General features: G+C 61.0%; 20 protein-coding genes and 2 pseudogenes. 14 read left to right on the forward strand and 8 right to left on the reverse strand.

What is annotated here, in order from left to right; genetic code table 11:
• The first annotated feature begins 30 nt into the window (after positions 1–30).
• Positions 31–1365 carry an IS256 family transposase gene (locus tag CACC_RS10640; protein WP_249852943.1) on the forward strand — a complete coding sequence of 445 codons (1335 nt, stop codon included), beginning with the start codon at positions 31–33 and terminating at the stop codon, positions 1363–1365.
• A 23-nt stretch (positions 1366–1388) separates the two neighbouring features.
• Positions 1389–1859: a hypothetical protein gene (locus CACC_RS10645; protein ID WP_249852944.1), complete on the forward strand. Its 471-nt coding sequence runs from the start codon at positions 1389–1391 to the stop codon at positions 1857–1859.
• A gap of 265 nt (positions 1860–2124) precedes the next feature.
• On the opposite strand, the gene CACC_RS10650 is transcribed toward CACC_RS10645, so the two are convergent.
• Positions 2125–3813: a VanW family protein gene (locus CACC_RS10650; protein ID WP_005279807.1), complete on the reverse strand. Its 1689-nt coding sequence runs from the start codon at positions 3811–3813 to the stop codon at positions 2125–2127.
• A gap of 34 nt (positions 3814–3847) precedes the next feature.
• Positions 3848–4987: a glycoside hydrolase family 3 N-terminal domain-containing protein gene (locus CACC_RS10655; protein ID WP_005279805.1), complete on the reverse strand. Its 1140-nt coding sequence runs from the start codon at positions 4985–4987 to the stop codon at positions 3848–3850.
• Between the two features lie 58 nt (positions 4988–5045).
• Between CACC_RS10655 and CACC_RS10660 the strand changes: the two genes are divergently transcribed.
• The 3 genes from CACC_RS10660 to CACC_RS10670 are packed head-to-tail and all read left to right on the forward strand — an operon-like array spanning position 5046 to position 8963.
• Positions 5046–5552, forward strand: coding sequence for a universal stress protein (locus CACC_RS10660; RefSeq protein WP_005279803.1), 507 nt, complete (start codon positions 5046–5048; stop codon positions 5550–5552).
• 22 nt (positions 5553–5574) lie between these two features.
• The gene (locus tag CACC_RS10665) at positions 5575–5772 is read left to right on the forward strand and encodes a DUF2613 domain-containing protein (protein ID WP_005279801.1); all 198 of its coding nucleotides are present in this window, start codon (positions 5575–5577) and stop codon (positions 5770–5772) included.
• A gap of 14 nt (positions 5773–5786) precedes the next feature.
• Positions 5787–8963 (forward strand): alpha-(1->3)-arabinofuranosyltransferase domain-containing protein, encoded by a 3177-nt coding sequence (locus tag CACC_RS10670; RefSeq protein ID WP_005279799.1) that lies wholly within the window; start codon positions 5787–5789, stop codon positions 8961–8963.
• Here the strand turns inward: CACC_RS10670 and CACC_RS10675 are convergent.
• Complete coding sequence (locus CACC_RS10675; RefSeq protein WP_005279798.1) at positions 8857–10002, reverse strand: acyltransferase family protein; 1146 nt, start codon at positions 10000–10002, stop codon at positions 8857–8859. The genes CACC_RS10670 and CACC_RS10675 overlap by 107 nt on opposite strands.
• A 50-nt stretch (positions 10003–10052) precedes the next feature.
• On the opposite strand from CACC_RS10675, the gene CACC_RS10680 reads away from it, so the two are divergent.
• Together CACC_RS10680 and CACC_RS10685 are read left to right on the forward strand one after the other, a co-directional pair.
• Positions 10053–11246: a porin PorA family protein gene (locus CACC_RS10680; protein ID WP_005279797.1), complete on the forward strand. Its 1194-nt coding sequence runs from the start codon at positions 10053–10055 to the stop codon at positions 11244–11246.
• Positions 11227–12708, forward strand: a complete 1482-nt coding sequence (locus CACC_RS10685; RefSeq protein WP_005279796.1) for an MmpA family trehalose lipid delivery protein — start codon at positions 11227–11229, stop codon at positions 12706–12708. The genes CACC_RS10680 and CACC_RS10685 overlap by 20 nt, the downstream gene beginning before the upstream one ends.
• On the opposite strand, the gene CACC_RS10690 is transcribed toward CACC_RS10685, so the two are convergent.
• The gene (locus tag CACC_RS10690; protein ID WP_005279795.1) at positions 12602–13711 is read right to left on the reverse strand and encodes a glycosyltransferase family 4 protein; all 1110 of its coding nucleotides are present in this window, start codon (positions 13709–13711) and stop codon (positions 12602–12604) included. The two genes, CACC_RS10685 and CACC_RS10690, sit on opposite strands and share 107 nt — an antisense overlap.
• A gap of 24 nt (positions 13712–13735) precedes the next feature.
• On the opposite strand from CACC_RS10690, the gene CACC_RS10695 reads away from it, so the two are divergent.
• From CACC_RS10695 to CACC_RS10725, 7 genes and pseudogenes are all read left to right on the forward strand, one after another.
• A complete protein-coding gene (locus tag CACC_RS10695) occupies positions 13736–14482 on the forward strand; it encodes a class I SAM-dependent methyltransferase (RefSeq protein ID WP_005279794.1) in 747 nt (248 codons plus the stop codon).
• A gap of 46 nt (positions 14483–14528) precedes the next feature.
• A complete protein-coding gene (locus CACC_RS10700; RefSeq protein WP_244262167.1) occupies positions 14529–15230 on the forward strand; it encodes a CPBP family intramembrane glutamic endopeptidase in 702 nt (233 codons plus the stop codon).
• 73 nt (positions 15231–15303) lie between these two features.
• Positions 15304–15543: pseudogene (locus tag CACC_RS10705) on the forward strand (integrase core domain-containing protein); the annotation flags it as partial.
• Positions 15544–16026: 483 nt separating this feature from the next.
• On the forward strand, positions 16027–16329 hold the full coding sequence (locus CACC_RS10710) for a hypothetical protein (RefSeq protein WP_005279791.1): 303 nt from the start codon (positions 16027–16029) through the stop codon (positions 16327–16329).
• A gap of 59 nt (positions 16330–16388) precedes the next feature.
• Positions 16389–16520, forward strand: a pseudogene (locus CACC_RS10715) (arginine deiminase); the annotation flags it as partial.
• 613 nt (positions 16521–17133) lie between these two features.
• Positions 17134–18420: an arginine deiminase gene (locus tag CACC_RS10720; RefSeq protein WP_005279790.1), complete on the forward strand. Its 1287-nt coding sequence runs from the start codon at positions 17134–17136 to the stop codon at positions 18418–18420.
• A 15-nt stretch (positions 18421–18435) separates the two neighbouring features.
• Positions 18436–19752, forward strand: a complete 1317-nt coding sequence (locus tag CACC_RS10725) for an amino acid permease (RefSeq protein ID WP_005279789.1) — start codon at positions 18436–18438, stop codon at positions 19750–19752.
• On the opposite strand, the gene CACC_RS10730 is transcribed toward CACC_RS10725, so the two are convergent.
• The 4 genes from CACC_RS10730 to CACC_RS10745 form a co-directional block, all read right to left on the reverse strand.
• A complete protein-coding gene (locus CACC_RS10730; RefSeq protein WP_198012007.1) occupies positions 19749–19916 on the reverse strand; it encodes a hypothetical protein in 168 nt (55 codons plus the stop codon). The genes CACC_RS10725 and CACC_RS10730 overlap by 4 nt on opposite strands.
• Positions 19917–20088: 172 nt before the next feature.
• A complete protein-coding gene (gene ulaA, locus CACC_RS10735) occupies positions 20089–21663 on the reverse strand; it encodes a PTS ascorbate transporter subunit IIC (protein ID WP_005279784.1) in 1575 nt (524 codons plus the stop codon).
• Between the two features lie 9 nt (positions 21664–21672).
• Positions 21673–22512: a PTS sugar transporter subunit IIAB gene (locus CACC_RS10740; protein WP_005279782.1), complete on the reverse strand. Its 840-nt coding sequence runs from the start codon at positions 22510–22512 to the stop codon at positions 21673–21675.
• A gap of 166 nt (positions 22513–22678) precedes the next feature.
• Entirely contained in the window at positions 22679–23950 is a 1272-nt protein-coding gene (locus tag CACC_RS10745; protein ID WP_005279780.1) for a Fic family protein, read from the reverse strand.
• Positions 23951–24057: the final 107 nt, after the last annotated feature.

A 24057-nucleotide genomic window follows, 5' to 3' on the forward strand; every position in this document is an offset into this window, starting at 1 on the left:
CGCCTGAGGAGATGAACCAGAATGACTACTATGGCGAGACGAGATCCGGCTGATAAGGCCAAGATTGATGCGATTGAAAAGAAGCTGCTTGCTAACCCAGAAATCGCGAAACTGATTGATGAGCTAGGCACGTCCACCACGGATGCCAACGACCTAGTTCGGGGCATGTTGCAAGCCTCAATTACCCGGGGTTTGAATGCTGAAATGGATGCCCACCTAGGCTATGAGCCCGGCGATAGAGCAGCTAAAGCTACTGCTGAAACAGACAATCACCGCAACGGCACCTACCCGAAAACCGTGGATTCTAACTACGGGCCAGTAAACATTGATGTTCCACGAGACAGAAACGGCACGTTTGTTCCTACTATGGTGCCCAAAGGCTCCAGGCGGCTAACAGATGTTGACGATATGATTGTCAGCTTATATGCCGGCGGAATGACCATTCGGGATATCCAGCACCATATGGCTACTGCGATGCGGGTTGATATCTCCCATGAGACGATTTCGGCGGTTACAGACGCAGTCTTGGATGAGGTCATGATCTGGCAAAACCGCCAGTTAGACGAGTTCTACCCCGTGATATTCCTGGATGCGTTGCGCATTAAAGTCCGCGACGGCGGCCGGGTAGTTAACAAGTCTGCGTACATGGCAATCGGGGTGGACCTCGACGGGATCAAGCACATCCTGGGATTGTGGATCGCCAAAGAAGAAGGCGTCTCCTTTTGGGCACACGTGTGCGCCAACTTATCTAACCGTGGGGTCAAAGACGTCTTTATCGTCTGCTGTGACGGGCTGAAAGGCCTACCAGAAGCAGTGGAGGCAACCTGGCCGAACTCTATGGTACAAACCTGTATCGTGCACCTGATTCGCGCCGCGAATCGGTGGGTGTCTTACGGGGATCGCCGGGCTGTATCAGCCGCGTTGAAGAAGGTTTATACGGCTACTGATGAATCCACGGCAGAAGCAGCGTTGAAGGAATTTTCCGATTCTGAACTGGGTGTGAAGTATCCTCAGTCGGTCAAGGTCTGGCAGGATGCATGGGATAGATTCGTGCCATTTTTGCAGTTCCCACCAGCAGCAAGAAAGGTCATCTATACGACGAATTCCATTGAGTCGTTTAACAACCAATTGCGTAAAGCCACCCGCAACAGGGTGCAGTTCACCAACGATGAATCCGCGCTCAAGACGCTGTGGTTGATGATCTGCAATATTGAAGACAAACGAGCCGCAAAGAGAGCAAAGCAGGGCAAACGAGTCTCCGCGACAGCCGGCAGACTCATGGAAGGAGCCCGAGTTTCCGGCTGGAAACAAGCCATCAACCAAATGGCCGTGGCCTTTCCCGACCGCTTCGACAAATACCTATAAACCTAGCCCCACACACAAACAACTTGACACGCTCACTCGTATTAGAACGAGTCACCACAGCGTCATTCATCGCCGCATACAACATCTTTCTGGAAGCTCAGGAGAACGTCACCAAGGCAAAGGACTTTGGAGAAGTCCGCAAGAAGTTGAAGAAACTGAATAGTAACTACTGGCCTGTAGCTTTTGGCCAGGTCACACACGATGGGAATACAGGACTTGGCGTGCTGCCAAACGTGGGTGTTCAGGAAACCGATGTCGGACGAATCTGGGGAAACCTCAGTGGAATCCTCCACGCACCAAACCCGTTCAAAGAGAAGACATCTACTCCAGACCTAGACTTCACAATGCTCAAAGATCTCGCGTCTGATCTAGAAGATTTGCTTCGCTCTCACATAGTTCAGCTCGCGGATTCCAGTGAGGTGTTCTATCTGCGACGCCTTCCGGACGGTGAAATCGCAGTCCAAGCATTCAAAACAGGGGCACCGCTTCTCTGAGGTCATAAAACCAGGAGTCCGCGCTCGTCTACCACCCCGGATAGCCCGGTCAAGGGCCATGATGGTGGCGACGACACCGTCGATCTTCTCGGTGGACTTTTGCTTGTCGGGCTTGATGCTTGGTCTCTAGTGATTCCTCCACGTCGATAAACCTGTCGAGGCCGCGGCGGGATGCCTTGGTGAATCATTCTCATTGTCGCCGAGACTACCGCGCACGACGTCTTCCACCCCACGGCTAACCCATGCCCTGAGGCGTAGCCGCTAGCTAGCTACACCGCACGATGGGCTGGGGGTCGTAGACCGTGGTCTTGGTCTCGCGGGAAAGCTCCTTGCCGCTGAGATCCTTGATGATGCGGGTATCGGACGTCGTAAAGCCCGGGGCACCGGATGATGGCGAACAGTCGCTGCCTGGCACGGACCTCGGTTGTGGCTCGGTCTTGGCCCAACGGCCGTTATTGATGGATTCCACCTCTACCGTCTTGGTGCCTTTCAAGCGGACGGTGATATTGCCGCCGCCAAAGCTGGTCTCAATCTGCACTGGAGTATTGAAGGTATTGGTAAATTGCAGGTCAATGGCACCCTCGTACACGGTGGCCTCGCGGCCGGCCGGGTAGCGGGAAATGTAATACGAGTGCGGGGTGTGCGCGGTATCTTGCATGCCGGCGAAGTAGGCGGCGTTATACAGGGTAGTGGCGAATTGGGAGATGCCACCGCCCACTGCGGAGCCGGAGTGGCCGTTGATGATGATGCCGGATTCCACATAACCCTGCGCGGTGCCGCGGGGGCCGGTGTAACCGTTGAGGGAGAAAGTCTCACCGGGGTTGACAACGGCGCCGTTAACCTCTTGGGCAACGAGCTGGATATTGCGCCCAGAGGCGGAGGAAAAGCCGCCGGTAGTGAACTCACCCACGGTATCGTTAAACGTCGCGTTTTCGGCGTCCTCTGTGGTGAACTCGGCCGGGTCAGGCTTGTAGGTAGCGTCCCACTCGCGGTCATCGCCAGTCACGCGCTTATCAAAGCCCTCCATGGTGGGCTTCCAGTCAATGATTTCACCGTCCTGGGAGGGGGTGACCTGCCGGGAGCCACCGGCGAATTTCACCTTGGCGTTCACGCCAGGCACGTCTGCGCCATCGGCGCGCTCTTGCAGCAATTGCTGCGCGCGGTTGCTATCCACCACCAGGTGCAACTGGCCGTCCTTTTTCTCAATGCTGGTGAACTGGGAGATCTCCGGCTTATTCAGCGTGGCGGTGACGTTATTTTTCGCCTTCAAGGTCAACGGATTATCCAGGGCCTTGGCGGCATCGCCGGTGCGCATCTTTTCAATGGCCGCCTCATTAATGGCCGGCTCGATTTCTTCCGGTTCCACCTGCACGCCGTCTTTGTCCAACCAATTCGCTGCCACCGCATCGTGCAATTCGGTGCCGTCTACGGACTGGCCCAACGTGGGATCGGTGACCTTGAGCTCGCCATTATTAAGCTCCAGCATGCCATCGACCGGATCAGTAGAAAGCTCGTCTTTGACGCGGTCAAGGGTGGGCTGCAGCTTGCTATCGTCCACATCGGTTTCTACCGGGATATCTTCGGTGGAGCGAAAGAAACTGGCCAGGCGGGTAATGGGGTTGAGGGAAGGTTCCTCGATGCCATCGACGGCGGCCTGATTATCCAGGGCCAGGCCGGATTCGGCAGGGGTAAATTTAGACTGCAGATCTCCTGCGGTCACGGTCACGGGCTGGGTCTCAACGCCCTTGAGCTCGTCCTCGAGCTTGGCCACGGCGGCGGTGCGCTCCATGGCGGAAATATCCACGCCGCCCACGGAGACGCTGCGCGGGATCTTGTCCTGGTTTGCTATGACATCCCAGGCATAAGCGATGCCAGCAATGAGGACGAAGCCAACGATCACGCCAAGCGTGATAAGCCAGCCCTTTGCACCGTTTTTTCCTTCTGCCTTCTTCACGCCTTAAAGGTTAACGGGTAAAGGGGCGTTTTTCCTAGTCGCTGTCGCCATCGTGCACATGGCGGGCGGCATCGCCGAGGCGCTCAGGGGCCAATCTGCCCTCATCCACGGCGCCCACGACGGCATCGATCACCGCATTGATATCCGCCTCGGTGGACCACAAGGGCATGTCTGCACCGGCGGCGAGGGAGGTAATGACGGCATCGGCAAGCGGCAGCGAATCCGAAATGGCCGCCATGCCGCCAATGTCATCGGTATAGATGGTGCCGTCATACTGCAAGGCCTCGCGGGCAAGGCCGTAAGCCTCCGGCAGGATGGAAGCAGGGGTCTGGCCATCGCCCAGGCCCGGGACCGCGAGGTGCCCCATCATCAGCGCCGCATTCGGCGCGGCGGGAATGGCGTTTTGGAAGGGAATGAACTCGTGGTTTTCGAGCTCTTCCAGCGGCGGGGTAATGGCTTCCGCCAGGTGGGTATCGCCCGAGGCGCGGCCGTGGCCTGGGAAGTGCTTGAATACGGCCTTGACCCCGGCGGCATCCAGCCCGCGGGCAAAGGCGGCGCCATAATCGCCGGCCTGGGCGGGGTCGGTGGAAAAGGCGCGGTCGCCCACGACCTCGAGGCCATCACCATCGACATCAAGCACCGGCGCGAAGTCCACGTTGATGCCGTAGTCCATGAGCCGCTTGCCGATGTCCCCCGCCAGCTGTTCCACCTGCTCCGGCGAGTTTTCCGCCGCCATCTGCTGCGCGGAGGGGTATTCGCCCAAGATTTCAGAAAAACGCTGCACGCGCCCGCCCTCAAAGTCGATGGCAACCTCAAAATCGCGACCTAGTTCCGCGCGCAGGGCGTTAATATTGCGGCCATCTTCCTCCAGCAAGCCAGGATCCGCCCAGCTCGGGATGAAGATGCCTCCCACGCCGGCCTCCAGCTTGGCCTTGGCGTCCTCATAGCTGGTCGCCGGCGGCATAAGCACCGAGGCGGCGGTGGCGCGAATATCTTCCGGCGCCGGCGCTGGTGCCGGCGCTGGCGCCGCCTCGGTGGCGGGCGCGGAGGTACCGGGTGACGAGGGCGCGGGAGCCGCGGATTCGCGCGCCTTGTCCTCGTCCGAGGCGGAATTAGAGCAGGCGCTAAGCACCGCCACGAGGCCCAAACTGACAATGATGCGGGAATATGTCATGCCTTCCAGTGTGCAGCATTCCTCGCGAACTGTCCCAAGCGGTGGGTAGACTAGTGACATGAGTAACGGCAAAACAATGTTAATTGCCTATGATGGCACCGAACGCGCCGACCGCGCCTTGGAGTACGCCGCCCAGCTTTTGCGCCCCTCCACGGTGGAAATCCTCACCGCGTGGGAGCCGGTGGCCCGCCAAACCGCGCGCGCCGTCAGCCGCACGGGCATGCACCAGTCCACCGTGTCCCCCGATAGCGTGGAAGACGATCCGGCTTACGAAGAGGCGCTGAAGATCTGCCGTCAGGGCACCCAATTGGCAGAGAACCTCGGCCTGGCCGGCCGCGCGCACCTCGTGGAATCCGCCACCACCATCTCTTCGGCCATCGTGGATGCCGCGCACGAGCTCGACGTGGATGTCATCGTGACCGGCACCCGCGCGCTCACCGGCTTCCGCGCCTGGTGGACCAACTCCACGGCGGATCAGATCGTGCGCAATGCGGGCCTGCCCGTCTTTATCGTCCCGCAAGAAAACGACGAAGACGCGGACGAGGACGATCCGGAATACTTCTAAGTAACTGCTAATATCTTTAGCCATGGCTCTGGAATCCGATTCTTTAAACAAGCGCACCCTCGGCCCCGCCGTGGGTAGCGCTGTTGTGGGCATCGCCCTGGGCATTATCACCATCATCGGCATCGCCCAGTTCTCCGGCAGCGATACCGTGCCGGAAGGCAATGCGGTCTCCCCCGATGATGCGGTGCTGGGCGGGCCTGAATACGGTTCCCGTACTTAGATGGGCGCACCGGCGTGCATGACCGGACCGATCAGCTCCCCCGCGGCCCACATAGCGGTTCCTATGTACACCGCTACCGCGCACTAGCCCGCGCCCTGCGCCACCGCTGCGCGCGCCTTGCCCGGCCCTACCCGCTCGGCATTATTGCCTTGGCGCTCATCCTCGCGGTGCAGCCGTGGGGGCTGACCGCCGCCGATACCAAACACGATCTGGCCGCCAACCCGCGGCACTTCCTGCGCGGCGCGCTTGATGCCTATACCGATATCTTTACCCTGGGCCAGCTGCAGAACCAGGCCTACGGTTATCTCTTCCCGCAGGGCCCCTTTTTTGTTTTAACCGAGCCCCTGCCGGATTGGATAGCCCAACGCCTGTGGTGGCTGCTGGTCTTAAGCGTGGGCTTTATCGGCTTTCATAAACTGGCCACCCGGATAGGCCTGCGCGGCCGGTGGGTCTGGGTGGCGGCGATGCTCTATGCGCTCTCCCCGCGCTCGCTCTCCACGTTGACGGCCATTTCTTCTGAAACCTGGCCCGTCATGTTAGCCCCGTGGGTCATCCTGCCCTTCCTCCGGGAAAAACTCACCTGGCGCGATGCTGCCGCCGCCACGATTCCCGTGGCGCTGATGGGCGCGGTCAATGCCACCGCCACGCTCGCGGCGTGCACCCCGGCGCTTGTCATCGTGGTCTACCGCCGCGCCTTTAAGCCCGGCGCGGCCTGGCTGCTTGGCTGCCTGTGCGTATCCGCATGGTGGATTGGCCCGCTTTTAATCTTGGGCCGCTACGCCCCGCCGTTTACGGAATTTATCGAATCCTCCCGCGTGACCACCCGCTGGCTGAACCTGCCGGAAATCCTGCGCGGGACAACGAGCTGGTCACCCTTTGCTGATGCCGAGCGCATCGCTGGCAACGAGCTCGCGACCTCAGCCTTCTTTGTGCTTATCACCATGGCTGTGGCCGCGATAAGCATTTATGGCCTGTGCCGGCTGCCCCGCGTGTGGTCCATCATGCTCATTACCGGTGTGGCAATTTTGGGCTGCCAGGCGGCGTGGTACCTCGATGCACTCGATGGGGCGCTGGCGCCCCTGCGCAACCTGCACAAATTCGATCCGCTGGTGCGCATCCCGCTGCTGTTGGGCTTTGCCCGCGCCTGTCAACGCCTGCCGCTGCCCACGGGGCTTCGCCCCACCAAGAAGCAGACGGTAGGCGCGCTGGTGTTACTCGTATGCATCAGCGCGCTCTCCCCGGCGTGGTCGCAGCGGCTGCTGCCCTTAGGGGCCTACGACGAGGTGCCGGGCTATTGGCATGAAGCCACGGATTACATCAACGAGCATGCGGAAAATACCCGCACCCTGATTTACCCCGAGGCCTCCTTCGCCCGCCAAGAGTGGGGTTGGACCCGCGATGAGCCGGCGCAGCCGCTTCTTGATGTCCCCTGGGCCGTCCGCGATGCCATTCCCCTCGTGCCGCCGGAGGCCATCCGTGGCCTGGACGGCGTGATGGCAGCGCTAGACGAGGACCCGGCCAGCGGCGTGCGCGCCTTGCAGCGCTTGGGCATCGGGGCGGTGATGGTACGCCACGATCTCTTCGCCGCCGATAATGACACCTTGAGCAGTAAATTTGGCGGTGAGGTGCATACTTTTGGTGAGGTCGATGTAATCATGCTCGAGCAGCATTCCATGGCTTTGACCTCAGCCGATCCCGTCCGCGTGGCCGGTGGCGGCGAGGCGCTGGCCTTCCTCGATGCCCACAATGGCCCCGCTGCCCGCGAGTTAGTGGACAGTGATGCCGATATCGTCACCGATACCCCCACGCTGGTGGATCGCAACTACGGCACGCTCCACGGCGCCGCCTCGGCGCCGCTATCCACAGACGATCCCAGCCACGTTTATAATCGTCTGCGCGATTATCCCTCCGCCGGCCCACTGACCGCCGTGGAGACCCACGGCGGCGATGTCGAAGTCTCTTCTTCTGCCGCCGATGCCACCGCCTTTGGCGGCGCCCAGCCGGAAAAGTCCGCCACCGCGGCGGTCGATGGGGAAAATTCCACCGCCTGGTGGCCCGCGCCCGGCGATGATGAGGGCTGGATCGAGCTGCGCGGTGACTTTAGCCAACCGAGCCTGAAGCTCATGGCCACCAGCTCCACCACGGTAACGGTGCGCTCGGGTGGCGCTGCAGTAGAAGTGGATCTACCGGCTTTCCGCTCCAAGACGGTGCGCGTGCCCGGCGGGGATTCGCAGGCCATCCGCGTGGAGCTATCCCACCGCACCGGCATCGCGGAACTGGAGGTAGAAGGCCACCCCATCGAGCGCGTGGTGACCGTACCGGATACCTCGCCGAATGTGCACCAATTCTTCTTCCAGCAGATGGTGCACGATACCGGTGTGCTCATTCGCGATGTCACCGTGCCGCGCCGCATGGAGGTCACCGTGGATTCCACCAAGCCGGTGCTCATCGATTCCCACCGGTACTCCCCCGGCAGCACCCTGAGCCTCGAGCCCGGCGTCCACCGCGTGCGCACCACCGGCGCGTGGGTGTCCATGACGGAGAAGGGCTGGACCCCGCCGAGCGATTATCGCCTCACCGATTTTTCTATCGCTGCTGCAGAGGATGAGCGTCTGCTCATTACCGGCCGCGCCTTTAATAAGGGCCTGCGCGGGTTTATAGGCGATACCGAGCTCGCCCCGTACGAGATCGATGCCGCCACCCAGGCATTTATCGTCCCTGCGGGCACGCATGGGGAATTCCGCATGACCTTTAAGGCGCAGCCTGCCTACCGCGCCGCCTTGCTCTTTGGGGGCGCGCTCGGCCTGGCCGCGCTGGGATTTTGCCTGCTTTTCGCCGCGCGCCGTAGCCCGCAGCCCACCTGGCACCCGCATCCTGGCGGCATGGCCTCTGCGATGTATTCGCTGACCTGCCTGGCACTGGTGGGGTGGCCGGCGGCACTTGCGGGCATGGCAGCCTGGCTCATCGTGCGCTGGACCACCATTCCGCGGGCTTATTTGGCCAGCGGCGTGGTAGCGGCTGCCGGGGCCATCCTCGCCCGGGCCCCGTGGACCTCAGGGGCCTATGCAGGCGATTCCGTGCTGCTCATGTGCTTATGTGCCGCGGGGCTGGCCTGCCTTTTCGCCGCCGACGGCCCTGGCCCCGGCCCCGGACCCGGCCCATCAGGAGGTCGCGGCCCGGGCGCTCGATAAGCGTATAGCTCGCCGCAGAGACCACAACGGTGCCCACCACCGTGACGGCAAGGATCACCCAAAAATCCAGCGGTTTCCCGCTAAACAGCGCCACCCCGGTCAGCGGAAAGGCCACGGCGAGCACCGCCACGTGCCACAGGAAAATGGAATAGGACCACGCGCCCAGCGCCTGCATCAGCGGCGAGTTAAGCCACGAGGTTCCACGTGGAACTAGGGCCACCGGCACCACCACGCACCCCGCGAATACCGCCCCGGCGATGATGCGGCGGGCAAATTCCGCCGGCTCCGGGTGCACCAGCCCGGCCGGCCCAAACCAATCCCGGCTCGCCGCCCACAGCACGAGCCCCGCCAGCACAACCCAGGCCCAGCGCACCTGCAGAATGCGCGCCGTGCGCTTGCCGATGCCCCTTTCTTCCACCTCCGCCGCCAGCATGCCCACCGCGAACCACGAGGCATAGGCCGGTGGCCAGATTTGCGAGTTGACCTGGTCCTCACCGTAGTCCGCGACAAAGGGGATAAATCCCCAGCCCCAGCTCAGTACGGCAGCGCCGGCGATAACGCCCATGCGCCAGCGCTGCGGCAGGCCGCCAATGGCCCACACGAGGAGCGGTAGTACCAGGTAAAAGAAGAACTCTACGCACAGCGACCACAGGTGGGTAAGGCCCGGGGCAAGGCCATCGACCACATAGATCTGCGTGGAGGTCAGGTTGGCGAGGATCTGGGTGGGGGTGATGGAGTGGGCATCGGGAAGCAGCAGCAATACCGATACCACGCAGGCATAATAGGCCGGTGCCAAGCGCGCGATGCGGGAGTGGGCATAGCCGCGCACCGTGTGCAGCCCGCGCCGGCGCCACAGGAGGAAGGCGCTGAGGGCGAAGAAGACGGCGACGAAGAAATCGAAGCGCCCGGCAAATCCCCACCCGGTGCCGGTTTGGAAGGATACGTGGGTGACAATGATCCCTAATGCGGCAACCGCGCGTAGGCCGTCTAGCTCCGGCAGGTGCTGGGGTAGTCTTTTCACAGATGCCTGCGTGCGCACGCTTGCTCCTTTACCCCGGAAACCTGAAACTGATTGGATATAGTACTGCAATGAGCCGCTACCTTTGGCCACGCTCGCCACGGGCGTGGGTTGTCATTGCCGCAATCATTTTCCTCCTCATTGGTACCCTCGCGCCAACGCTCTACAATAATCGGACCCGCCCGCTGGGCTTGGATAAGGATTTTTCCACCTCAAGCGGGCCCACCGACGCAGTGTGGATGGACGTGCGCGCCCTCATGGCCGGCGAGGCCCCTTCTGATACCGCATCCAGCGATGACCCGCGCTGCGCCGAGAAATCCGCCCCGGTGTGGTGCTACCAGCACCACGAGCCGCTGACCTTGGAGCGCACCATTGCCACCGGCGAGGTCGACGATGATGACACCATCGCCACCACCGATTCCGTGACCAGCCTACTTGCCGGAAAAGCTGGGGACTCCCAAGAGGAAATCGCCACCATTGATCAACACTCCGTGCTCAACCGCGAATCCACGTTCCCGGTAGCCGATCCTGTCAATAAATGGGTCCTCGCCTTGCCCGAATTCAACGCTGATCTGACCCGCGCGGATTTCGAGCGAGACGGCCTGACCTATTTCTTCCCCTCCGGCACGGAGCAGCGCTCCTATGCATTTTTTGATGTCCTGGCCCAGGAATCCACGCCGATAGACTTTACCGGTGACTCAAAAGTAGATGGCATCCCCATCTATTCCTATCACCAGGACGTACAGCCGCTGCCGCTGAAGAATATCTTTAGCAATATCAGCGCGGGGCTAGACAGCACCACCAAAACGGATGAGCTGAAATCCGGCGACTTCCAGTTAAATGGCCCCGCCAGCCGTTTTTATGACCGCCAGTCGCGCGAGCTTTTGGACTTGGATGCCGATGCCACCGTCATTGTCGAGCCCTTTTATACCGTGGGCCGCGATATTTCGGTCGAGCCCACCACCGGCACCATCGTGGATGTCCGGGAAAACGTCAAGGTCTTTTTCGCCACCGATATCCAGCAGGCGGGAACCCTCATCGCAGAGGATGACACCGAGGATCGCTCCGTGCTGGCCGCGGATTTCCGGTGGTCAGAGGATACCCGTGCGGAGCGCCTTGCCGAGGTCCGCCCGGTAATCTATGCCATGCGGGGGCTTATGGCAGTCGGCTGGCTGGGCAAGGCCATTGGTGTTTCCCTGCTCATTTTCGCCGCCTACCAGTACATGCGCCGCCACCGTGACGCCCATGATGCCGCACACGCCTAGGCGCATCCTCCTCGGGCTATGGGGAATTATCCTCGTGGCCGCGGTGTGCTGGCCCTTCGCGCTGCCCGGCGAATTCCTCTGGCGCGATATGGTGCTCCTAAACAATCCGGGGCTTACCCCATCCGCGCTAGGCGCAGGAAGCCTGCCCGCCCGCAACGCACCACAAGATGGGTTTTTGGCCTTACTCGGCGGCGCGTGGGCCGCCCGGGTGCTCATCTTTACCGCTGCCGGAGCCGCCGCGCTCACCGCCGCGCTGTGGTCTCGTACCACGGTAGCCGCGCTGGCCGCGATGACCATCGCGGTGGCCAATCCCTTTGTCATCGAACGCCTCTTACAAGGCCAGTGGTCCCTGGCCATTGCCGCTTGGTTGCTCCCGGTCATCGCCTGGGCGGGGCGCCGCCACAGCTGGCTGGCCTGGCTGGCCATGTGGGGAGCATCGCTTACCCCCACCGGCGGGTTATTTGCGGTGTTCACCGCACTTTTTACCTGCCGGAAGCGCGTGGCCCTGGCGGGCTGCCTCTTGTGGCTGCCGTGGCTGGTTCCAGGCCTTTTCCACCCCAGCGTGCCCGGCGATGCCGCATCCGCCGTCGCGGCCTTTTCACCGCGGGCCGAAGAACACGTGGGCACGGTAGGCGCGCTGTTGCGCCTGGGCGGAATCTGGAATGGCGAGGCCGCCCTTGGCCTGGCAGTGTTCGGCCTCTTCGTCGCAGTTCTCGCGCTGGCAGGCGCGCACCGCGTCCCGGCGCGCTTGACCGTCCTGGCCGCGCTGGGCATAGGTGGGGCGCTAGCGTGTTGGCTATTGCCCGGCCTGCTGGAATGGGCCATCGATAACGTTCCGGGGTCCGGCCTTTTGCGCGATAGCCACAAGCTCACGATGCTCGCGCTGCCGCTATACGTCGCTTCCATCGGCGCGCTGCCGCAGATTCCGGCCGCGCTGGCGCTGGTAGCGGCCACCATTCAGGTTGTGCCCGCCCCGTCCCGCCTTGCCGTGCTTTCTCCCCGCGATACGGGGGTGGACGAGCGGTTGGTCCGCGATATCGACGGCCGCCTAGCGTTCTTTCCTGAACGGCCCAATTTGGTGGAGGTTCCCCCACCTGATGGCCGCGCGCATGGAGACGCCACCCCGGGAGTCGCGGTTGATCCCTATTCCAAGGCCGTACCGATGGTGGAATCCGGCGAGCTTAGCGTGGACGGTGAAGTCATCGATCAGGCCTCGCCGCAGTACCGCGCGGCCCTGCGCGCCTGGCAAGACCGCGATATGGCAGGCCTCGAGGAGCTCGGGATCGGCGTCGTCGTAGTCGATGGTGTAATCGTCGCAGAAACCAATGCCCCGCGCCCCGAGCTACCGTGGGCGCTTACCGCCCTGTGGATGGCTGCCCCGCTACTAAGTTTTCTAGCAGTTGCGCAAAGGCGGCACCGGTCTTCTCCCACGAAAAGCGCGCGGCAAACTCCCGGGCATTAGACCCTAGGCGCCGTCGCAACTCCGCGTTCTCCAATAGCTCTTGGGTGGCCGCCACGAAGTCACCCTCTTCTTCTACAAGGATCCCGGTCTCACCATCGATTACGCTATCGCGCAGACCAAATGCATAACCTACTGTGGGCACCCCATGTTGGGCGGCCTCCATGACGGCAAGGCCCCAGCCCTCTTTGTGGGAGGGCATGAGGTGGGCATCGGCACGCGCGAGCAAGGCGTGCTTATAGTCTTCCGTAACCTGGCCGCGAAAACGCACGCGATCCGTCACGCCGAGCTTTTCGGCATAATCGCGCAGGTTCGATTCCCACCAGCCCGAGCCAATCACGTCCAAAACCGCGCCCGGCGTGCGCGCCACCGTATCCATGGCGTGCTCGATCTGCTTGTGCGGGACTAGCCGCGAGAGGGTCACCAGGTGCTTATCCGCCTCGCGCTCGAGGGAAGGCACGTGCGCCGGAATGGGGTCTAAGCCATTGGCGATGATCCGCGCGCCGTCAATGCCGAGCGCCTCCAAATCCTCGCGCGAGGCCTGCGAGACCGTGACGTAGGTCGAATCCCGATATACCCGCGGTGCCACGCGCGATTCCAAAAACCAGCCCAGCCGCCCGAGCACCGGACCGGCCACGGGCCATTGCTCACGGTGGCAATGGTGCGTAAGCAGCACCGTCGGCGCGCCGGAAATCAACCGCGCGAAGAAGGGAATGCCGTTTTGGGTATCGATGACCACGTCAATGCCGCGCAGGTCCCCCAGGCCCATTCTCCCGGCCACAATGGCCACCCACGCGCGCGGGTACACGCCAAACTTGGCACCACCGCGGCTATAGCGCACGCCATCCCGAACCTCCCGGCGCGCCGCATTCATGTGCTTAGAGGTGCGAAAGACCACCTCGTGGCCCTGCGCCGCTAGGTACTCCCCCACGCGTTCGAGGTAACGCTCGGAGCCACCGCCCTGCGGGTGGGTGGAATCGCGCCAGCATAGTAAAAGAATTTTCATCGTGGGGTATTAGCCTAGTGGTTTATGAAACACACCCGCGACATGGCCACGCTCTCCCGCTCCTGGGCGCTGCTGCGCTCGTTCCGCTTCGAGCAAACCCGCCCCGATATTTTCTACGGCGGCCTGGCAGAAGATACGGCCACGCTGGTAGAAAACTTGGGCCGCGATTTGGGCGTGCCGCTTGCCGATGCCCTCGTGCTCGACGTAGGCGGCGGCCCCGGCTATTTTGCCGCCGCCTTCGCGGACCGCGGTGCGTCCTACGTTGGCCTTGAGCCCGATGCAGGGGAAATGTCCGCGGCCAATATCCGCCTCAGCAATTCCGTGCGCGGCGATGGCACGCGCCTGCCCTTCGCGGACAATTCCTTCGACGTGGTCTATTCCTCTAATGTCGCCGAACACATCCCCCGCCCGTGGGATATGGGCAAAGAAATGCTGCGCGTTACCCGCCCCGGCGGCCTGTGCATCATGAGCTATACCGTCTGGCTGGGCCCCTTCGGCGGCCACGAAACCGGGTTATGGGAGCACTACATAGGCGGCGCCTTCGCCCGCGACCGCTATACCCGCCGCCACGGGCACCCGCCCAAGAATGTCTTTGGCACCTCGCTATTTAATGTCCCCTGCTCCACCGGCCTTACCTGGGCCGAGTCCACCGGCGCGCTAAAGCTCGCCTTTCCGCGCTACCACCCCAGCTGGGCGTGGTGGCTGACCAAGGTTCCTGGTCTGCGCGAATTCGCCGTGTCCAACCTGACGCTGGTACTGCAGCCCGACTAAGCCACGCCACAGCTCGCGCCGAGGTTGACCTGCTATGCTGCCCAGCATGCCGGACCAACTACAGCGCTCACAGCTCTCTCCCGCCGTTCGCGCAGCTCACCTGGGGTGGGCCGTAGCCAGCGTCGTCGCCACATTTGCCGGTGCGGCACTCATTGGCATCGCCTGTGGCCTCATTACAAAGAGCGGTTCCTGGGTCGCCTTTGGCATCGCCATCGGCGGCGCCTTCTTCGGCTTGGGAACAGTCTGGTACGGATTTTCCCGCCGCTTGGGCTGGTCGTGGCGCGATGCCGGGTTTGTGAAATCCGAGCATTCCTTATGGCACCTGCTGTGGTGGATTCCCCTCGCCATCCTGAGCTCTGGTGCGGCCACGGGCGCCGTCAATGCACTCCTGGGCAGCGAACCAGCCGGCAATAACCTTTCCGCCGGCCTAAAGATCAGCCCCGCCGCCACCATCATGGTGGTACTCAGCACCGCGCTTGTCATTCCCCTCGTAGAAGAGGTGGCCTTTCGCCGCGTCCTATTGGATTGGCTGCAAAATTCCATGCCCACCTGGGCAGCAGCGCTTATCACCACCGCCGTCTTCGCCCTCGCACACGGCATCCCCGCAGTAATGCTCTACATTGCATTCTTTGGCACCTGCCTGATGCTAGCGCGCCTCTGGTTCAAGACCCTTACCGCTCCCCTATGCATTCACATTGCAAATAACACGGTCGTGGCAATCACTGCTATGGCGGGACTATCGGGCTAAGCAGTCCCTGCGCAGCGGAAAAAGGAAGCGCTAGTTCAGTAGCCTAGGTGGAAAACACGCCCAGAACGCTTCTGTGCGCCAGTCCATGGGAGCAGTAGGAACGAGCGCAGATAACGCCCTAGCAGAATCCTTTAACGCCACGCTCAAGCGGGAAGTACTGCGAGAGCGGAAAGTCTTTGACAATCCGATCACCTGCCGGCAGGAAGTCTTTCGATGGTGCATGCGCTACAACACACGCCGACGGCACTCATGGTGCAATCTTGTAGCCCCTGATGTCTTTGAAGCCGAGACTTCAGCTACTCAGCTACACTGACCAAAGCAGCATAGCTAACCCCCCGACGTGTCCACTGTCCGGGGGTCAGGCCCGGTGGTTTAGCCCCTGGCCAGACATCGTGGTGGGCCTCGTCGTTGCCGTCATCAACCTCGGCGCAGCAAAAGAGGTCCTCGAGGCCGCACAGGCCGAGGACCCCGAATTGGAGCTGGACGAGTAACTGCCAGGAAGACTCAAGGTTTCGTTAATCGATATGCCAGTACGAAGCCGCATAATAGCCTCATGCCTTTGAGAGAGCGCATGAGAGAGATAGAGACAACTTCAGCGCCCTGCGGCCCCATGTGAGGCCCGGGCGCTGAAGTTGTTTTTGCGCCTCTCGACCCCAGCCAATTGGTATCACCCAGGCGCGAGGGAACACTCCCCGCTTTCCGTCACCTCACCCCACCGCTAGGCCACACTCCTTTCTAGACATTGATTTCTCTCCGGAGCCCAAAGCTCCTTCCTCCGCCAGAAAGGACCAAGCCCGTGCCTACTGCCTATCTCCTGCCTGACACCGCCACCGAAGCCGAAAAGAAGCACGCCCGCGCTGCGGCCCTGGCCGATATCCGTCATCGTCGCGAGCAAGCCGCAATCATGGCCGCCAAGGCCCGCGAGGCAGAAAAGGCTGCACAGCAGGCTACGCTCCTCGACGGCTTCGATCTGGCGTTCCTCGGCACGCTTGTTGCCATGCTGCTCATCGGCGCACTCGCGATCCAGATGTGGCCGCTGGCCATCGGCATCGTCTCTGTCGTCTTCGTTCTATTCGCACTAGGAGCTTTCCGCGACTAAGGGCCTCCGGGGCTGCAAATAGTTGGCGTTTAGGCCACATCTAACAAGCATTGGTGGTCTTGCCAACTCCACGTCTGGGCGCATGGTCCGAAGTGGGCAAGCTACATCAAGTTATGGTCTGCCGCCCCGGCTTGGCCCACGAGCGCCTCACCCCAGCCAATTGCAAGGAACTGCTTTTCGACGACGTGCTGTGAGTCGAGGTTCTTAACATGCGCGCCATCCTCGAAGAGACGCTAGTTATTGGAAATCACCGACGCCGACACCGCCAATGAGGCACTGCAGACCATCGACGAGTTCGACTTGCTTCCCTCGCAACGAGCCAACGCTCAGTGAAGCAACCTAGTCCGCGAAACGAATGACCTCGCGAGCAACCGCTTCCACAACGATTGGGATTCCGTAGGACTTTGTCTTCTTAGCACAACCAACTTGAGCCCCGATCTTTCTAATCGACATACCCTGCGGGCGCGGTACCGCCTACCTGTTAGCCGTGCTGTGCGCCTTGGTAGGTATCAGCATCTTCATCAAGTTTTGGCCGTGGATGTTGGTTTCTGCGCAGTCGTCATCACGACGATTATCGTCGTCGCCCTTTTCCCCGCCTCCTGTGACGAGTCCTACCCCCAGACGGGTGCGACGCGAAATTCCTGAATCTTTTGCAAATTATGCAAATCTTATTCACTACCAGCAGCATGAATGATATGTATGATTCACATTACTATTCATTTCGACATGTGACCCATAACTCATAAGCCTTTAGTTACTGTTGTCTCCAGCGCCAAATACCTAAAAAGGAAGGCACAGATTTACATGATGGACTCTGTTGAAACCACCTCCGGCAACGGAGACAAGGGCGGCCAGCAACTCGGCGCTTGGTCCGAGGTGGGCAAGCTCCGCCAGGTAATGGTCTGCCGTCCCGGCTTGGCACACGAGAGGCTCACTCCGAACAACTGCAAGGAGCTGCTTTTCGACGACGTCCTGTGGGTCGAGGAAGCACAGCGCCACCACGATGAGTTCGTAGCCCGCATGGAAGAGCGCGGCGTCGAGGTGCTACACATGCGAATTCTGCTGGAAGAAACGCTGGCGACCAAGGAAGGCCGCGAGTTCATCCTCGGCAACAAGCTATTGGATAAGAACGTCGGCGTGGGCGTGGGCAGCGAATTGCGCGAGTGGTTTAGCGAGCTGGACAACAAGACTCTGGCCCAACTTCTCATCGGCGGCGTGCCTTTCAACGAAATCCCCAGAGGCCTCGGCCACGGCGTCATCGACACCATGCGCAACGTGTACGCGCCCGATGAGTTCGCGCTGCGGCCCCTGCCCAATAGCCAGTTCTCCCGCGACAACTCCGCCTGGATTTATGGCGGCGTCTCCCTTAACCCGATGCGTCTTCCTGCCCGCCACCAGGAGACGATGCTCACGCGCGCTATCTACCGCTACCATCCGCGCTTTGTCAACGCATCCTTTGAGTTTTGGTACGGCGACACCGACGAGGACCCAGGCCTTGCCGCCCTCGAGGGCGGCGACATCATGCCGGTGGGCAATGGCGCAGTCTTGGTAGGCATGGGCGAGCGCACCACCTGGCAGGGCGTTAGCCGCTTGGCTAGCAACCTGTTCAAGGCCGGTGCGGCTGAGAAAGTCATCATCGCGGCAATGGCTCCGGAGCGCGCCTCGATGCACCTGGATACCGTATTCACCTTCCTCGACGCGGACAAAGCCACCGCGTATCCGCGCGTGGTGGATACCATCCGTCCGCTGATTCTGCACCCCTCGGAGGATCACACGAAGCTGGAACTGGAAAGCCCGGACAAGCACTTCGCCACGGTGGTCGAAGAAGCGCTCGGCCTGGATAAGCTCCACATCGTCGAAACTGGCGGCAATTCTTATGCCGCCGCGCGTGAGCAGTGGGATGACGCCAACAACGTGGTTGCCTTGGAGCCCGGTGTGGTCGTGGCTTACGATCGCAACAAACACACCAATGCCAAGCTTCGCGACGCCGGCGTCGAAGTCATCGAGATCGGTTCCGCCGAACTGGGCCGTGGTCGCGGTGGCGGACACTGCATGACCTGCCCCATCGTGCGCGATGCAGTGGACTACTAAGGGGAACACTAGCCGATGACAACATATGACGCTGCCGCGCCCGCCGCGGACGAGACCGCATCTACTGCCTCCCCAGTAGGCCGCGAGGGCAAGAAGACCGAAGGTACCGCGCTGGGCTGGGTGCTCGCGCTCTTCGGCACCGCAATAGGCGCAGGTATCCTCTTCCTTCCGCTACAGGCGGGCACCTTTGGCTTCTGGCCACTGGCCTTTGCCACGGCGATCATCTTCCCGGTGGTTTACTTCTCCCACCGCACCTACGCGCGCATCGTCTCGGGCGCTCCCGTCGAAGACCACGGACTCGACGTCCTCGAGCTAGTACGCAAGTACTTGGGGCGGCACACCGGCCTCTTCGTGGCATTGATGTACTCGCTGGCGAATATCCCCACGGTGTTCATCTATGCCATCTCTTTGACCAACGCCATCGACAGTTTCATCGTTAATCAGCTGCACGGCCCATCCATTAACCGTTGGGTTCTTTCGGTCCTATGCGTGGGAATTCTAACCGGCATCGTCGCCATCGGCCGCAAACCCATGCTATGGCTGGCCCAAGCGCTGGTTTATCCGCTCATCATCTCGCTGGCTGCGACCTCGATTTACCTAATTCCGCAGTGGGATCTGCGTTCCTTCATGGAAGTGGAATACCAGGATGGCAGCTGGCCGTATATCCTGCTGGGCTCCGTGCTGATTCTGCCGGTGCTTGCTTTCTCCTTCTCGCACATGGCCGGCCTCTCCCAATTCTCCGTGGATATGCAGCCCACCTACGGCGAGCAGACGGAAAAGCGCGTTACCCGCATTGAGCTCTACACCGCAGCACTGCTGGTCATCTTCACGATGTTCTTCGTGTGGTCCTGCGTGCTCGCCCTCGGTGCCGACGGCATGAAGGAAGCAACTGAGCAGAACCTGCCAGTGCTCTCCTACTTCGCTAACGTCACCGGCGTACCGCTGCTTGCCTGGCTGGCCCCGATGGTCGTTATCTTCGCGATTATTACCTCTTACTTCGGCACCATGCTCGGCGCTGAGGAGGGCACCTCTTATGTGGTGCGCCTCATCGCGCCGCGTACTGCGAACCGTTTGAACCGCCGCGGCCTGCTCACCATCGTCTACACGTTCATCTTTGTCACCGGCACGCTGGTTTCGGTGTTCAACCCGCCAATTCTCAACCTCATCTACTTGGTTGGTGGCGTCTTCGATGCGGTGCTTATCTTCCTGCTTCCGGTCTACATGTTCCACCGGGTCAAGGAGTACAAGGCCTACCGCCATGACCCGTGGAACTACTTCGTATTCTTCTTTGGTTCGGTGATTCTGGCAGTCACCATCTGGGACTTGTTCTAGTCCGCTTTCTGGAGCGGCCGGTTTGGGGTGGTCTGGGTTTCCATGACCTCGCCCAGCTTGCCCGCCGAATTCGAGATCATGTGCGCATTCTTTATCTGCTGCTCAAAGCCCACGTTGCCCACCACCATTGTGATGGCACGGAAATCCGCACACTTGTCTAACAAGCCCGCCAAGATTGCTACGCAATCATCCTAGGCGGTATCGGTATCGAGAATAAAAGGAACGGTAGACATTATCTTCCTTAAGCAGTGTGGACATCGGCTAGTTAGGCCTCCAATTTATCCCGTGCACGGGCGCGCAAAAAGCGCGCAAGGAGAACCTTGCGCGCTGTGGAGGTTAGACCCGAGAAGGCGGAACCGGAGCACCCTTTGGAGGAAGCACCTTGGGGTACTTTTTCGAAGCTGCGGTCTGGCCAGCAGCAAGCGGCTTAACGCCAGATGCCTCAGCCTTCGGGGTGGCAGCACCCGGCTGCTCGCGCCACGGGGTGGGATCCCAATTGGTGGCAACGAGTTTGCGCTGGGAGAACCAGCCCAGTGCCAAGACAGCCACGCCAAGAACAGCGATGAGCACGAGGCCCAGCGCTCCGCCGGCCTTGGAGGACCAGCCCAGGAGCAGGCCGAACCAGCCGAAGTCGGCGTCGCCGAAGGTGGTGTTGGCATCGCCGAAGGAGCCGAGGACACCGAGGAGGAAGGCCGGCAGGAAGGTGATGATGAGGCCGTTGACAAAGGCGCCAAAGATGGCGCCGCGGCGGCCACCGGTGGCGTTGCCGTAGACGCCGGCCGCACCGCCGGTGAAGAAGTGCGGCACGAGGCCTGGCAGAATCAGCGCCACGCCGAATGTTGGTCCGAGCCATGCGGCCAGAACAGCGAGGCCGATGAGGCCACCGATGAAGGAGAAGATGAAGCCCACCAGCACGGCGTTTTGTGCGTACGGGAAGACGATAGGCGCGTCCAGAGCCGGGATGGCACCGGGGACGACCTTGGCGGCGATGCCCTGGAATGCTGGGACGAGCTCACCCAGGATGGTGCGCACGCCGAAGAGGATCACGGCCACGGCCACGCCGAATTGGAGGCCTTGGGTAAAGGACTGCATGAGGTAGTTACCCACGTTGGTGGCACCGCCTTCGAATGCAGTGAAGGCCTCCTCGGTACCAGCGCGCACCATGAACATGACGGCGAGCACGATGTACATGAGAGCCATGGACAGTGCGGTAGCCACCATGGAGTCACGCAGGAAGCGCAGGCCTTCGGGCAGCTTGAGCTCCTCCGTGGACTTGGACATCTTCTCGCCCTTGCCGCCAACTGCCTTGCCCACGGCACCGGCAGCAAGGTATCCGGCGGTGCCAAAGTGGCCGATGGCGATGGAATCATCGCCCGTAATGCGGCGCGTCCACGGGTGAGCAATGGCAGGCAGGGAGACCATCAAGATGCCCAGCAGCACGGCACCGAAGAGGACGACGATCCAGGAGGCATAGCCAGCCGGTGCGAGCACCATGGTCAGCAGCGTTGCCATGAACAACACGTGGTGGCCGGTCAGGAATACATAGCTCATCGGGGTAAAACGCGCCAAAATTAGCGAGACCACGAAGCCCAGGATCATAATCCAGGCCACTTGGGAGCCGAACTGGTCCTGGGCAATGCCAACGATAGCCTCGTTGGTAGGCACCACGCCCTGCGCGCCGGTGGCGCCGGTGATCATGGCGCCGAGCGGCTCAAGGGAGGCGGTAACCAAGCCGGCACCCGCGCCCACCAGGAGGAAACCGAGCGTGGCCTTGATGGCGCCGCCGAGGACCTGGCCCACGCCACGGCCCATCGCAGCGAGACCCACCGCGGTAATGATGCCGATTAGGAACGCCGGCACGGAGAGAATTTCATTGACCAAGAAGTTGGCAATGTTCAGCAGGACATCCATGAGTGCTCCTTAGACGTCGTAAAGCTCGCGCAGAGCAGAATCGATTTCGGACACGTTCGTAAAGTCTTCGATGACGTGGACGGGCACCCCGACGTCGCCAAGCGTTGCAGCGATTTCCCCGGAAGTCAGCAGGAAGTCAGCTTCCTTCGCACGCCCCTTGGCCGAAATCGTGTCTGTTGCCTCGACGGTGAGGTACTTGCCCCAGCCCCATTCATCGAGGACCTGCTCCAGCGTGTTCTTCAGGAACAACGACGTGCCCAGGCCATTGCCGCACACGGTGTAGATTTTGCCTTTTGAAGCCACCGAATCAGCCGCGGTCTGGTGCTCGGCACCATCTCGCACGTCACTGTGATCAGCTGCATGAGCCGCGCTTGCCGACGCCGCCCCTGCCCCACCGTTCGCAACATCCACAAGCACCTGGCGCAGCTCGGCTTCGCTTTCTATGGAATCCAGACGCGCACGCACGTCCTTCTTCCCCAGCAGCCCGGCCAGCTCTTTCATTGCCTTCAGGTGCTCGGATGAATCCTTCGCCGCAAGTGCTACGACAAGATTCACCGGGTCATTGGCCTTGGAGCCAAACTCCACCGGAGTATCCAAGCGCACCCACGACAACGCCGTTTCGCGCACTGCCTCCGACGGCCGCGCGTGGGCAAAGGCAAAGCCCGGCGCCACCACAATGTATGGACCATTTTCTTCCACCGAGCGCACCATCGCCTCGGTGTATGCCGGGCTCGTCTTGCCCGCCCCAACGAGCAAACCGCCCGCCAGCTCAATAGCCTTACGCCAGTCACTCGCACGGCCGTGCAGGTCAACCGCACCTTCTGCAAGCAACGCATTCAGCATGGACATACGTGTCCTCCTACCTTTATTCTTTGCCGGCCACGAAAGATATGACCAGCCCTAGCTAAAGTAATTACCAGGTATGCAAACGTTTACCTAGTCCCTGCCGAATCTTTGCGCGTGATTAACCTTATCCGCGATGATTTCCGCTAGTGCACACCGATCGCTGGGTGGGTCACTCTGCTAACCCGAGCCATGTCAATCCCGGCGCGGTAAGTGCCGTAACGAGCGGGCGCCGCGACAAGAACTCGACGTAACCCATGCTCTCGAGCTCGGTAATCCCTTTACGCGCGGTCGGCTTGGACACTCCCACAACGCTGGCTACCTCGTCCAAGCTCAGGCCAGCACGTGGACCAAAAAGCGCGACCTGTCCAAGCAAGAATGCGATTGATAATGCCAGCTCGTTTGCAGCTCCTTCGCTCTCTAGCGCACGCAGGCTCTGTTCCAGACTATTCAGTCGGTCGCTTCTTTCCTCGAGGGAGGACAACAAACGGGTCTGGGCGGCATTGACCATCGCAGCCATATCCTCGACAAAGAAAGTCAGCTCACCATAGTTCATGGGGTCTTCTGCCGTGGTGAAGGCATCGTAGTAGCGCCTCTTCTGCCTAAAGATTTCTGCCGAGAGCGACAACGCTGTCGGGGTAGAAAGCAGCCGTGATAGCCGAATGCTCAGGAGGAATCTCCCCATGCGTCCGTTGCCGTCGTAAAACGGATGGGTGTGTTCAAACATGAAGTGCTCCACAAAGGCCGCGAAGAGCTGAACTCCCCGAGCCTCGTGAACGGAATCGAGCATCACCTCGAGGCGCGCCCGAATGGCGGACTCTCCCCGTGCGCCCGCATGAAGCTCACGCACTCCATCGTTTAGCGAAACATCGCCAGTTCGGAAGAGCTCGCCATCGGGCACATCGGCTTTGTCTACTTCTTCGCCGACGAGGGAGTCGTACAGCGAGCGAATCTCAGACAGGTTTGAGGGAAAACCCAATGGTGGAAGGTCATCTCGCCCCCAAAAATCGCCGGGGAGGGCCAGGTACTGCCGCACCATTTCCCGGAATCGTCGCACTGGCGCGCCTTCCGACGCCTTTCCCATGCTGCGTTCAGCCTCAACCGCGGCGGCGACTTCTTTGCGGGTGGAGGAAATGTTCTCAATATCGTTGGTCGCCTTTATTTCATCGACCACCAGCTCATGAAAATAGTGTTCCCTAGCCGTCACTGGAAGTTTCTGCCACAACGCAGCAATCTGAACCTCTTGGCGCCAGACGCGCTCCACCCTTTCTGCGAGACCACGGGTGTGAACATAGAAAAGCCCGTGCTTGCCCACCTCATAGGGCCAGGTAAAAGCAGCAGGACTTGAACGCCGCACACGGAGCTGCTCAGCAACAAGCTCCCTGCCACCACTCGTGGCACGATAAAACACCTTTTTCAGTGGTTCGTATTTTTCCACAGGCATCACACCGCCTAAACGTTAAAAATCGCGATTTTTTCAATTAAGCTACCCGAAAAACTTGTCTAAAATGAAAAATTCGCCCTTTTTTGATTTTAAGCAATGCACGGGGT

This window comes from Corynebacterium accolens, assembly GCF_023520795.1.
Classification (GTDB): domain Bacteria; phylum Actinomycetota; class Actinomycetes; order Mycobacteriales; family Mycobacteriaceae; genus Corynebacterium; species Corynebacterium accolens.